Genomic DNA, 12,289 nt, shown 5'->3' on the forward strand with positions numbered 1-12,289 from the left:
CCGTACGGGTCAGATGGCGCAGTGGACGGGGCGGGGCAGGGTGCCGTCGGTGAGGCGGGCGGCGAAGAACCGCTCGGTGACCAGCTGTTGGCCCGTGGCGAGCGGGGTGCCGACGGGGGCGAGATGGAGGTCGGGGCTGCTGGCGAGGTCGGCGCCGGCGGGGTGCCAGTGCAGTCCGTCGGCGGTGACGGTCAGTTCGGGGACGCTGGAATCCTCGCCGATCTCCACTCCGGTCTCCGAGAAGCCGCGGCGGAGCAGCGGACGTACGGCGAAGTGGTCGGCGGGCAGACCGAGGCCGGCCAGCAGCTCGGCGACGGCGGGGATCTCGTGGGTGTTGTCCGGGGTCTCGGTGAGGGCGACGCGCGGAGGCAGACCGAGGTCGATCAGGTGCCGGATGCCGTCGACGGATCGTTGCCAGGAGCCGGGGCCGCGGTGCCGGTCGTGGGTGTGGGCGGTGGCGCCGTCCAGGGAGGTCTGGACGGTGAGCTTGCGTCCGGCCAGGTCCGCGAGACCGTCGGCTCGGCGGCCCCGCAGCAGCATCGCGTTGGTCATCACGACGGTGGGCAGCTCGGCGGAGGCGTAGTCCAGAAGCCCGATGATGTCCGGGTGCAGGAAGGGTTCGCCACCGGTGAGGTACAGCTCGGTGAACCCGGCCTGGACGGCCTCGTCGACGAGGGCGCGGAAGGTGTCGGCGGGCAGGGTGCGGGCGACCGCCTTCGGGGAGGAGGCGACCGCGCAGTAGTCGCAGGCCAGGTTGCAGTGGAAGTTGGTGTAGACCCACAGCCGCGACGGGAAGTAGGGGGTGCCGAACAGCGGGACCACCGGCCGGTCGCCGCCTTCCAGGGCCTTGGGCGCGGTATCGCCCCAGCCGTCGTCCGCAGGGCGGAAGCCGGAGGGCAGGGTCGAGCGGTAGAGATGGTAGCGGCCGCGGGAACGCTCACGCGGTGGCAGGATCTCGAGGCAGGTGGTCCACCAGCCGGTCTCGATGGTCTCGGCGAAGATCTCGGGGAGCCCGGCGGCACGCATCGAGCGGCCCTGTGCCCGCCAGTCGTACGCGAGCGGGACCAGCTCGGCGGTGACGTGCCCGTCGGACAGGTCGAGGATCGCGTACCAGACCTCGCGACGGCCGTCGTTGGCGGGTTTGCCGAGCACACCGACGTTCACGGCGAGGGTGTCTCCGATGCGGCGGTGCCAGGGGAGTCCGCTGTGGGTACACAGGACGACGTCGGCTCCGGACGCCTCGGCACGGAGGCGGTGCTGCTCCTCGGGGAGCGACGCCCACCAGAAGTCGTTCAGCGCCAGGGTCGAGCCGTGGACCATGTGGACGTCGACGCCGTCGATGGTCTCCCGGTGCTCGGTGGGCAGGGTGCCCATCCAGGCGGCGAAGTCACGGCTGGTGGTGGCGAGCGTGTGGTCGTAGACGAGTTGGGCGTACTCGTTGTCCTTCGGGTCGCGGTACCCACAGCCGCAGTCGGTGTCGCCGCGGGCGATGGCCACGTCGTAGTTCCCGGCGACGCACTCGACGCCGTTGTCGGACAGGATCGGCCACAGGGCGTCGACCTCGGCGCCGAAGCCTCCGAGGTCGCCCAGGCAGAACAGCCGCTCGCAGCCGCGGGCTCGGGCGTCGTCGACAAATGCCTGGAGGGCGTAGGGGTTGCCGTAGGGGCCTCCGCAGACGGCGATACGCATGGGGTCGGTCTCCAAGGTGTCGGAAGGGCAGAGGGGCGTTCAGGGCCGGCCGGTCCGTGCTGCCCCCGGGCGCCGGCCCGGCAGGAGGCGGGGGCCCGCCGTGTAGCGGGCGCGGATGGCCTCCGGGCCGACGCCGGCGAAGTACAGCAGTTTCAGGTACTGCATGAAGGCGATCATGCGCCAGGTTCCGTGGGCGACCAGGCGACGCGAGGAGGCCGTCGAGGTGGCGGACAGCACGCACAGCCGGCCGCGACGGTGCAGGCGCCGCGACATCTCCAGGTCCTCCATGATGGCCAGGTCGGGAAAGCCGCCGAGGGCCTCGAACGCGCTGCGGCGGATGAACATGGCCTGGTCGCCGAAGATGTGATGGAGCCGGCGGGCGCGGGCGTTGGACGTCCACGCGAGGTAGTCCAGGCCGGGGGTGCGGCGGTCGAAGCGGAGGGTGAGGCCGCCTCCGACCACGGCCGGGTCGGCGAGCGCGGCCCGGATCTGGTCCAGTGCGCCGGGATCGATGTCGGTGTCGGCGTGGATGAACCACAGGGTGTCGCCGGACGCGTGCCGGGCGCCCTCGTTCATCTGCCGTGCCCGGCCACGCTCACTGGCGATCACGGTGGCGTGGACGGCGGCGAGTTCGGCCGTGGCGTCGGTGGAGCCGCCGTCCACGACGATCAGCTCGCAGTCGGGGAAGTCCCGGCACAGGCGGCTCACGGCACGCTGGACCCCGGTCTCCTCGTTGAGCACCGGGACGATGATCGACACCCGTGTCATGGTGCCTCCACGGGTTGGAGCAGGGCGGCGATCGGCGCGGGCAGCGCGGGATCGGGCAGGAGCGCGGCGGCATCCTCCGGGGTGTCCAGGTCCCGCAGCGGAGACAGCAGTCGGACGCCGAGTCCGTCGGCGCGGGCGCGGGTGCGGGTCGCCGCGAGTACGCGATCCGTGCTCCAGAGGTCCGGGGGGAGGGCGAAGACCGAGGTGTGGGCGGCCCGCAGGCCGATCAGGTAGTAGCCGCCGTCGAGCGCGGGGCCCAGCGCCACGTCCCGGTCTTCCAGGGCGGTGAACGCGGCGGTCAGGTGGCCGGGGGTGAGGGTGGGCGCGTCGGTGCCGATGACCAGCAGCGGCCCCGCGCCGTCCGCGAAGGCGTCGGTTATGGCGGCGGCAAGGCGTTGTCCGAGGTCATCACCGCGCTGGAGGAGACGTCGGACGCCGTCGGGCACGGTCGTGCCGATGGCGTCCTCGCCGTCGCGCGGAGCGTAGGCGAGGTAGGTGCGCGGGGTGTGCGCCGTGGCCAGCGCGAGGGTGTGGCGAATGAGTTCGGCCTGGAGTCGCCCGCAGCGCTGCGGGCTCAGCAGTGGGTGCAGCCGGGTCTTGACCGTGCCGGGCACGGGCGCCTTGGCCATGACCAGGATCGCGGGGACGCCCATGTGGGCGGGGGCGTTCACGCGTCGAACCGGTAGACGAAACCGGCACCGCTCAAGGCGTCCAGAGCGGGCAGCGCGTGCCCGGCCAGCGTGGCGAAGACCTCCTTGCTCGCCGCCATGCGGTCCAGCAGCGCCTGCACCGGTTCCGGTTCGGAGGCGACGCCGTTGGCGTAGTCGGTGACGAAGCCGACCAGGGCCATGGGCAGTTCGGCCTCCCCGGCCAGAACGACCTCTGGACCGGCGGTCTGGCTGACGGCACTCACCCCGGCCGCGGCCAGGGCGGCCACCTCGGCGCGGGAATTGAAGCGGGGGCCGTCGACGTGTCCGTACACGCCCCGTGCGGCGACGGGGAACCCGGTCTGCTCGGCGGCGGTGATCAGGGCTTTGCGCAGTGGCTCGCTGAACGGCCGGTCGAAGATCCAGTGTCCGCGCCCCGCCTCGCCGGGGGTGGCGTACCAGGTGCAAGGCGTGCCGTCCGGCAGACGGTTGGCGGGGAAGTACAGGTCGTCGAAGACCACCAGGGAGCCCGGCCGCAGGTCCGGGTCCAGGGAGCCGCAGACGGTGAGGGACACCGCCGCCTCCGCCTCGCAGGCCAGGAGAGCAGCCAGGTTCGCCTTGTGGTCGACCTGGCTGGAGAGCCGGTGGTGGCCGGCACCGTGCCGGGACAGCTGCACGATCTCCACGTCTCCGAGGCGCCCCTCGGTGACGGTGACCTCGCCGTGGCCGGTGACGACGGTCCGCTCGGCCGCGCCCTCCAGGTGGGGCCAGTCGTAGCTGCCGGAGCCGGTGATCACACCTATGCGCATGGTCTACTTCTTCTCCTTCGGTGACGTTCCGGGCGGGCTGTCGTCCGGGGTACGGACCTCGACGATCGGCAGCAGGGTGCGCAGGGCCGCGTTCTCGGCCGGGTCGAGCACGGCATGCTGCACGCAGGCGGGAACGACGGTGCCGTCCTCGGGGTGGGCCATGGCGTAGTGACAGGCGGCCAGCCTCTCCTGGGTCTCGCGCAGCCGGGGCTCCGCGGCGCGTTCGCCTCGCCGCATCATCTCCCAGGCCGGGGCGACGACGTCGGCGTCCATGAACTGATGCATCACGAACGTGACCGGACGGACCCGCATCCCGTGGCGGGCCGGCCTCGTCCATCCGACGCGGCGGGCGGTGCGGGCCAGCCAGCGAAACGCGGTCACCGCGGTGGAGGGGTGGCGCGCCACCACCCGCAGGATCCTGGCCGCGAGGAGGGCGGGCGGGGTACCGGTGAAGGTCATCTTCCCGAAGTAGCGGAAGAACGCGTCGCGTACGGCGAGGTCGCGCGGGTCGTCGCCGTCGAGGAACGGATACCAGCGGGGGCCGACGTAGAAGCCGTAGGCGGTGCGGTTGCAGCGCACATCGCCGTTCTCGAAGACCCGGTAGTCCAGCCGGGTTCCGGCGCCGCGTTCGATCTCCGCCCACACCGCGTCGGGGGTCGCCTCGCGGAACTTCTCCTTCCAGCGGCGCTCGTCGCCGAGGAACGCGGCGGGCTGGAACGAGAACATGCCGTAGCCCATCGCACGGCAGTCGCGGATCACGCCGGCCACCTCGTCGAGGTTGCCCGGCGTGACCGTCATGTTGTGTGCAAGGAAGAACCGCACCCCGTGTTCGCGCCGCAGACGGGAGAACATGGCGGCGAAACGGGCCCGGTACGGGTTCAACGCCTGCTCGTCCGACGGGCGTTCGATGCCGCGCCGGCCGTACATGAACTTGTCGAAGTGCGCGGCGAAGGACAGCCGTCCGAAACGTCGTGTGCCGTCGGGGCCGAGCGCGAGCCGGGTGAGGTAGTCGTAGTCGAAGTCGCCGTGGGTGAAGCTCATCGGCTCCCGGCCGTGCTCCCGCATGATCGCGAGGGCGGCGGCGTGGTCGTCGGGGGCGAGCAGGCTGACCTCGCCGCCGATGAGCTGCGTGTGGGCGCGCGGACCCCGCAACTCACGGAGCAGGCGCATCTGCGCGGCAACCTGTTCATGGGTGTGAGGGCCGTCCACACGTACCTGGTTGGCGTCCCGGGAGTGGTAGCAGGGGGTGCACTTAAGGTTGCACTTGGGGAAGACGCCGTGGGTGCCCTCGCAGCCGACGCCGTGCCGGCCGAGGATCTGGCCGGGCGTCCTGGCAGTGCCGGGGAGTTCCGCCCAGCGGCGTTCCATGGCCTCGGCGAACTCGGTGTCGTAGGGACGGGTGGCACGTTCGAGGGCACGCAGTCTCGCGATGATCCGCATCAGTGGCTCTCCCGCAGATTCAGGGCCGCGGTGACGGGCCGGACGCGAAGCGAGGGGGCCCGCCGGAGTCCGTGCCACAGTGAACGAGTCCGCGGGCGAACGCCTGGGTCGGCCGGACGAGGAACCGGGCGGCCGTCAGCGCCTCGGTACCGATCAGGAACACGGCCAGGGCGGTCGAGGCCGGGCCGGACGTCAGACCGTAGGCGGGTCAGCAGGGCGGGCATGGCGTCGAACGAAGCGAGCCGGCCCAGTGCCGTCACCGCGAGGACGGCGCCCAGGACGAGACGGAGGATCACCGGATCACCCTTCTGCGGAGTTTCAGCAGCGCGCCGATGGGACCGCTGCCCCGTGCCAGACGGGCGTAGACGTCGGCCAGCGCCGTGTGCCAGGGGCCGTCGGCGTAGGTCGGGTAGGGGTGCACGGTGCGGGCGTAGTCGGAGGGCGTCCAGCCTTGGCGTACCGCCGCCGCCAGATGGGCGATCGTCTCCCCGGCCCTCGGTGACACCACCGTCGCCCCGACGATCCTTCCGCGCGGGCCCAGCACCAGGGTGGTGAAGCCCTCGGTGCGGCCGTCGGTGACCGCGCGGTCGACCCGGTCGTTCTCCAGGGTGTGGACACGCGCGGTGTCGCCGTACTTCTCGCGTGCCTCGTCGGCGGTCAGTCCGACCCGGGCGACCTCGGGATCGGTGTACGTCACCCAGGGCACCGCCCGGTGGTCGACGGGGCGGCGCACACCGAGGAGGGCGTCGGTGACCGCTGCCCCGCCCTGCACGCCGCCCAGGTGGGTGAAGGCCGAACGGCCGGTCACGTCCCCGGCGGCGTAGACGCGGTGGTTGGTGGTGCGCAGCCGTCCGTCGGTGCGGACATCGCCGGTGTCGGTCAGCTCGACACCGGCACGCTCCAGGCCGAGCCCTCGGGTGTTGGCGCCGCGGCCGGTGACGGCCAGCAGCGCGTCGTACGAGAGCGGCCCGCCGGGCCCGTGCACGGCGCCGGTGTCGACTCTTTCGGCGCGGTAGCCGGTCAGGACGGTGACGCCTTCGGCTTCCAGTCGCTCCCGCAGGACCTGAGAGGCACGGGGCTCCTCGCCGGGGACCAGGCGGTCCTTGGCCTCCACGAGGGTGACCTGCGAGCCCAGCCGGGCGAACGCCTGGCCCAGCTCGCAGCCGACGGGCCCACCGCCCAGCACCACCATGCGCCGCGGGAGTTCGGACAGCTCCCAGACCGTGTCGCTGGTCAGCGGTCCGGCCTCGGCCAGGCCGGGGACCGGCGCCAAGGCCGGCGAAGAGCCGGTGGCGATCAGGGCGTACCGGAAGGAGACTCTCCGTTCGCCTGCGGTCAGGGTGCCCGGGCCGGTGAAGGACGCGGCGCCGTGTACGACTTCGACGCCGTACGGGGCGAGCGCCTCCGCCGAGTCGTGCGGCTCGATCGCGCCGATCGCCCGCTTCACCTCCGTCATGGCCGCCGCGAGGTCGGCCGGGCCGGACACCGGCGGGAGGCCGTAGGCAGCGGCGCGGCGGGCCGCCTGGACATCGGCGGCCACGTGGAGCAGCGCCTTGCTCGGTACGCATCCCGTCCACAGACAGTCCCCGCCCAGCCGGTCCCGCTCAACGAGCAGCGTGCGGGCGCCGAAACGCCCGGCGGTGCGGGCCGCGGTCAACCCGGCGCTGCCACCGCCGATGACCACCAGGTCGTACCTACTCATGGTTCGGACTTTCTCATCGGTGCGCCGTCGTGTGACGGTCGGCTTGCGGTCGTGGGACGTGAGGGGAACCCGCTGACCCAGTCCGGTCCTTCCCTTTCCCAGCCCCACGATCACGGTCACGATCGCCGTCTCCCCGTCATCCGTCCGCGTCCGGCGTGTCCGCGACGGAATGGGAAGCCGGCCCGGCAGGGTTCCCGACGGCAAGGGCAGGGCGAGCAGTCCGCCATGGGCGGGTCGAGAGGCAGGGCCGGATGGACGAACCGGACTGGCGGCGCTTCATCACCGCCTACCACCACGCGCACCCCGGTATCACCGAGCAGCTCTTCTCGCTGGCCGACGCCTCTCCCTACACCTGGCTCGCCGAACCGCTGCACGGCGCTCGCGGCACCATCCTCGACCTGGCCTGCGGCTCGGCACCCACCCGCGACGAGCTGCCGGACGCCGACTGGGTCGGCGTCGACCTGTCGGCGGCGGAACTCGCGGAAGCGGCGCGCCGGGGCCGCTGGCCGCTGGTAAGGGCCGGCGCGGACGCGCTCCCAGTCACCTCCGCGAGCGTCGGGGCCGTCTGTGCGGCCATATGCCTGCCGGTCGTCACCCCGCTGCCGCAGGTGCTCGGGGAGATCCGGCGCGTGCTGCGGCCCGGGGGGACGCTCGCGGCGCTGGTGCCCTCCCAGTCCGGGCTCTCCCCGTCCGGCCTGCTCGGCTGGCTCCGCGTGATGGCAGCCCTGCGCGCCGTGCGCCAGCCGTGGCCCAACCCGCAGGCCCGCGACGGGCTGGCGCCCCTGCTGGGCGCGGCGGGGTTCCGCGTCCGCCGCGACGAGCGGCGCGTCTTCACCCTGGCCATCGAGTCGGCCGAAGCGGCGGCCCTGCTGGCCGATGCCTTGTACCTGCCCGGACTGACCCACCACCGCGCCCAGACAGCCAAGCGCTCCCTGGCGCGGTGGGCGTCCTCGGGACGGCGCCTGGAGTTGCCGTTGCGCCGCGTGGTGGCCGACCTTCCCGCCCAGCAACCGTCACCGGAGCCGATATGAGGCGCACGCCGTCCCCCTCCCACGCACTCCCTCCCGCGCCGTCCGATTCCGGCCCGGAGGGGGCGGCGGAGCGGCCGACGGGCACGGCGTGGGTACGGCTGGCCGTCCTGATCACCCTGCTGGTGGCGTTCGCGTCCTGGGTGGCCTGGGGTGGCGCGGACCTGATGCGCGAGGCGCGCCAGTGGATCGATTCGCTCGGTTGGTGGGGCCCGGTCATCTTCGCGGTCTGCTACGCCCTGGCGGTGACGGCCCTGCTGCCCGGCTCGGTACTGACCGCGTCCGCCGGGGCGCTGTTCGGGCTGCCCCTGGGGATCGGCGCGGTGCTCGCGGGAGCGACGGCGGGCGCGGCACTGTCGTTCGGCGTCGCCCGCTGGCTGGGGCGCCCGGTGGTGGCCCGCTACGCGGGCTCGGGACGGCTGGCCCGGCTGGACGCCTACCTGACGCGCCGAGGGTTCGCAGCCGTTCTCCTTCTGCGGCTGGTACCGCTGTTCCCCTTCTCGCTGATCAATTACGGGGCAGGGGTGGCCGGTGTGCGCTTCTCCTCCTACGTGACCGCCACGGCCCTGGGCATCGTGCCGGGAACCGTCGTCTACACCGGGCTCGGTGGTTCGTTGGGCGATCCCACGTCCCCCGGGCTGTGGATCGCGCTGGCCGGTCTGGCGGCGCTGAGCGCGGGGGGCTGGTGGGCCGCACGGCGGGTCCGCTCCCCGGCGTCGGAGTCGGTGGGTGCAAAAGCCACGCCGATGCCACCGGCCACCGGCAGTGAGGCGCCACCGGCAGTGGGACGCGCTGCCCCGACACCCACCATCGGGACGGATCACGGCGCAGCGGGCGGGGAATGACGACCGCCGCACAGCGGGTTCCCGTCGCGGCCCGGCGAACCGCCGGCCGGAGCACGAGAAGACGCGCATCAGGGAGAGCACATGGCGACGATCGACGTACCCCCAGTACAGCGGACAGCCCGCGCATCCGTGGCGGAATCGGTCAGGGACTACTACGGGAAGGTGCTTGCCTCCTCCGCCGACCTCAAGACCTCGGCCTGCTGCACGGACACGGCGCCGCCGCCACACATCGCCGCGGCTCTGGCCCAGGTGCACGACGAGGTCATGGAGCGCTTCTACGGCTGCGGTTCACCCATCCCTCCCGCGCTTGAGGGCGCCACCGTGCTCGACCTGGGCTGTGGCACCGGTCGGGACGTCTACGTGCTGTCCCAACTGGTCGGCCCCGCCGGCCGGGTGATCGGCGTCGACATGACCGAGGAACAGCTGGCCGTGGCCCGCCGCCACCAGGACTGGCACGCGGAACGGTTCGGCCACGCCAACACCGACTTCCGGCACGGCTACATCGAGGACCTGACAGCGGCCGGCATCCCGGACGGCTCCGTGGACGTGGTGGTGTCCAACTGCGTGGTGAACCTGTCTCCGGACAAGCCGCGCGTCGTCTCCGAGATCTTCCGCGTCCTCAAGCCCGGCGGCGAGCTGTACTTCTCCGACATCTTCGCCGACCGGCGCCTGCCGTCCGCCCTCCTCGACGATCCCGTCCTCGTCGGGGAGTGCCTGGCGGGTGCCCTGTACACCGAGGACTTCCGCCGCATCTTGGCAGACAACGGATGTCCGGACGCCCGAGCCACCGCGTCCTCTCCCGTGACGATCAGTGACCCGGAGATCGAGCGGAAGATCGGATTCGCCACCTTCACCTCCCGCACCGTCCGTGCCTTCAAGCTGCCCCTCGAGGACCGCTGCGAGGACTACGGCCAGGTCGCCGTCTACCGCGGCACCCTCACCGAGCACCCCCACGCCTTCGACCTGGACGACCACCACCGCTTCCATACCGGCAAGCCGATGCTCGTCTGCGGCAATACCGCCGACATGCTCGGCGCAACCCGCTACGCGGCTCACTTCACCGTCACCGGAGACAAGAGCCACCACTTCGGCCTGTTCCCGTGCGATCCCGCGGAGGGGACGACTGCACCGGGCACGGGCGCCCCGTCGGGCTGCTGCTGACAGCGGGCCGGGGCGCCGGGCCACCAGGACTCACCTGTCGGGCCGGCGCCCGTCAACGGCCGGGCCGGCCCTCGCCCGTAGGCGTGGTGAGGTCCTGAGCGAAGCGCCGGACTCGGGCCGACGCGAGGGAGGGGGGCGTCCGCCGAGGGCTGTGCCGGAGGGACGCCTTGATCAGCTGTAGCAGTTGCAGGCTGCCGCTGCACGCCCAGCAGCAGGCGATGTGAGCGGCCACCTGCATGCGATGCGCACCCGTGAGCTGCCCATCGGCGTACGCTTCCACCTCGCCGTGCAGCCGCACATGGCGTACCTTCTCCCGGCACTCGGCCCACATTCGCCCCGGCCCGGGAACGCGCTGCCATTTCATGCAGCGGAAACCCGCCCTGCTGTACGCGGCATTCCAGCCTCGGGAAGCTCCTCGGCCCCGTCTCGACGGAGATCGGCAACACAAGAATCAGAAGGAGATGGAATGCGGAGCCGCAGATCAGGGGTTTCCACCGCGTGGAAGAAGAAGTGACAGCGCCACTGGGCCCGGCGGACCCTCGGGCCAAGGCGTTCGCCGCCCATGTGCTGCCGGAGGTGGAGGTGCTGTTGCGGGTGGCGATGACGCTGACCTCACAGCCGGCGGACGCCGAGGATCTCGTGCAGGACACCCTGCTGCGCGCTTACCGGGCCGTGGACCGCTTCGACGGGAAGCATCCGCGCGCGTGGTTGCTGACGATCATGCGACGGGCCGAGATCAATCGCCACCGCCGCCGCCGTCCCCATCTCCTGGACGACCCGGACACCGATCTGGACCGGCTGAGCACCACGGGCGCCAGTGGTTCGGCGGAAGAGATCGTTGTGGGCGAGGCGTTCGACGAGGTGGTGGACGAGGCGCTGTGCGCACTGCCGGACAAGCACCGCCAAGTGGTGCAACTGGTCGACATCGACGGCCTCACCTATGCGGAAGCCGCCCACCTGCTGGATGTGCCCGAAGGCACCGTGATGAGCCGGCTGCACCGGGCGCGCAAACGGATACGGGCGCGCCTGGCCACGGCAGGACTGGCGCCGAAACGAGGTGTGATGTGAAGAGGCGTCCATGGTGGCGGCGTACGTCGGCCGAACGCCGAATGAACTGCTTGCAGGTGGCCCGCGGGCTCCAGTCCTACCTCGACGGCGAAACCGATGAGATCACGGCGCGCCGCTTCGCGGCACACCTGGAGGACTGCCGGCGCTGTGGCTTGGAAGCGTCTGTCTACCAGGAGATCCACAACGCGCTGGCCCGCAGGGAGGAGCCGGATACCGATGCCTTGGGCCGGCTCCGTGTCTTCGGCGAGTCGCTCCTGAGTGATCCGCCTGCTGAGTACGACGGCGGAGAGGAGAGCGCGACACGGTAGCGCCGGCACGCCAGGTGACGCACGCTCCGTCGTGACTCACGGGACGCACGTGGCGGCCCCAGTCTTGAGGAGGAGACCATGAGCAACCGCAACCCGCAGGTGCTCGTTTTCGACGTCAACGAGACCCTCAGCGACCTGAGCCCGCTCCGGGTCCGCTTCGAGGAAGTCGGCGCACCCCCGCACCTGCTCGAGACCTGGTTCGCGGGGGTGCTGCGCGACGGCTTCGCGCTCACGGCTGCCGGAGCCTTCGCGGAGTTCTCCGCCGTGGCCCGAGACGGGATCCGGGCCCTGCTGCCCACCGTCCACGGATGGCCGGGTGACAGCGAGGCGGTCGAGGAGGCGGCGCGTTACGTGCTGGACGGCTTCGCGGAGTTGGACGTGCACCCCGATGTCCCCGATGGCGTGCAGGCTCTGCACCGGGCGGGGTTCCGGCTGGTGACCATGACCAACGGCCGCGCGGCTCTTACGGAGCGGCTGCTCACGCGAGCCGGGGTTCTCGGCTGCTTCGAGGCCCAGCTGGACGTGGGCGGGCCGCGGTGCTGGAAGCCGGCTCCGGCCGCCTACCGGTACGCCGTCGAACACGTCGGCGTGCGACCCGACCAGGCGATGCTGGTCGCCGTCCACCCGTGGGACGTCGATGGCGCCCAACGGGCGGGACTCGGCGGCGCATGGCTGCGCCGGGGTCCGGCGGCCTACCCGGAAGTCATGATCCCACCGACGTACAGGGCCCAAAATCTGCGCGAACTCGCCGAGATGCTCGGCTAAGTCCTCCAGGGGCGCCTTCCTGCCTCGTTCACAGCCTCGTGGGCGGTTTCCCGGACCGG

At 72.0% G+C, this 12,289-nt stretch carries 12 protein-coding genes; 6 read left to right on the top strand and 6 right to left on the bottom strand.

Annotated elements, in window-relative coordinates:
• Positions 1–9: 9 nt before the first annotated feature.
• The 6 genes from RI578_RS38145 to RI578_RS38170 all read right to left on the bottom strand — a co-directional run bounded on the left by RI578_RS38145 (position 10) and on the right by RI578_RS38170 (position 7,055).
• Positions 10–1,689, bottom strand: coding sequence for a radical SAM protein (locus RI578_RS38145; protein WP_310875368.1), 1,680 nt, complete (start codon positions 1,687–1,689; stop codon positions 10–12).
• Between the two features lie 39 nt (positions 1,690–1,728).
• Positions 1,729–2,457 (bottom strand): TIGR04283 family arsenosugar biosynthesis glycosyltransferase, encoded by a 729-nt coding sequence (locus RI578_RS38150; RefSeq protein ID WP_310875369.1) that lies wholly within the window; start codon positions 2,455–2,457, stop codon positions 1,729–1,731.
• Positions 2,454–3,128 carry a TIGR04282 family arsenosugar biosynthesis glycosyltransferase gene (locus RI578_RS38155; RefSeq protein WP_310875370.1) on the bottom strand — a complete coding sequence of 225 codons (675 nt, stop codon included), beginning with the start codon at positions 3,126–3,128 and terminating at the stop codon, positions 2,454–2,456. Before RI578_RS38155 ends, RI578_RS38150 begins: the two co-directional genes overlap by 4 nt.
• Complete coding sequence (locus RI578_RS38160; RefSeq protein WP_310875371.1) at positions 3,125–3,913, bottom strand: MTAP family purine nucleoside phosphorylase; 789 nt, start codon at positions 3,911–3,913, stop codon at positions 3,125–3,127. Before RI578_RS38160 ends, RI578_RS38155 begins: the two co-directional genes overlap by 4 nt.
• Before the next feature lie 3 nt (positions 3,914–3,916).
• Positions 3,917–5,353, bottom strand: a complete 1,437-nt coding sequence (locus tag RI578_RS38165) for a radical SAM domain-containing protein (protein ID WP_310875372.1) — start codon at positions 5,351–5,353, stop codon at positions 3,917–3,919.
• Positions 5,354–5,645: 292 nt separating this feature from the next.
• On the bottom strand, positions 5,646–7,055 hold the full coding sequence (locus tag RI578_RS38170) for an FAD-dependent oxidoreductase (protein ID WP_310875373.1): 1,410 nt from the start codon (positions 7,053–7,055) through the stop codon (positions 5,646–5,648).
• Positions 7,056–7,306: 251 nt separating this feature from the next.
• Between RI578_RS38170 and RI578_RS38175 the strand changes: the two genes are divergently transcribed.
• The 6 genes from RI578_RS38175 (at position 7,307) to RI578_RS38200 (ending at position 12,230) form a co-directional block, all read left to right on the top strand.
• Complete coding sequence (locus RI578_RS38175; RefSeq protein WP_310875374.1) at positions 7,307–8,086, top strand: methyltransferase domain-containing protein; 780 nt, start codon at positions 7,307–7,309, stop codon at positions 8,084–8,086.
• Positions 8,083–8,928 (top strand): TVP38/TMEM64 family protein, encoded by an 846-nt coding sequence (locus RI578_RS38180; RefSeq protein WP_310875375.1) that lies wholly within the window; start codon positions 8,083–8,085, stop codon positions 8,926–8,928. The genes RI578_RS38175 and RI578_RS38180 overlap by 4 nt, the downstream gene beginning before the upstream one ends.
• 81 nt (positions 8,929–9,009) lie before the next feature.
• A complete protein-coding gene (locus RI578_RS38185) occupies positions 9,010–10,089 on the top strand; it encodes a methyltransferase domain-containing protein (RefSeq protein ID WP_310875376.1) in 1,080 nt (359 codons plus the stop codon).
• A gap of 498 nt (positions 10,090–10,587) precedes the next feature.
• Positions 10,588–11,157, top strand: coding sequence for an RNA polymerase sigma factor (locus tag RI578_RS38190; RefSeq protein WP_310875377.1), 570 nt, complete (start codon positions 10,588–10,590; stop codon positions 11,155–11,157).
• 56 nt (positions 11,158–11,213) lie between these two features.
• Positions 11,214–11,465, top strand: a complete 252-nt coding sequence (locus tag RI578_RS38195) for a zf-HC2 domain-containing protein (RefSeq protein WP_310875378.1) — start codon at positions 11,214–11,216, stop codon at positions 11,463–11,465.
• 78 nt (positions 11,466–11,543) lie between these two features.
• Positions 11,544–12,230: a haloacid dehalogenase type II gene (locus RI578_RS38200; protein ID WP_310875379.1), complete on the top strand. Its 687-nt coding sequence runs from the start codon at positions 11,544–11,546 to the stop codon at positions 12,228–12,230.
• Positions 12,231–12,289 lie beyond the last annotated feature (59 nt).

Source organism: Streptomyces sp. BB1-1-1 (genome assembly GCF_031597775.1).
In the GTDB taxonomy this organism is placed as follows: domain Bacteria; phylum Actinomycetota; class Actinomycetes; order Streptomycetales; family Streptomycetaceae; genus Streptomyces; species Streptomyces thinghirensis.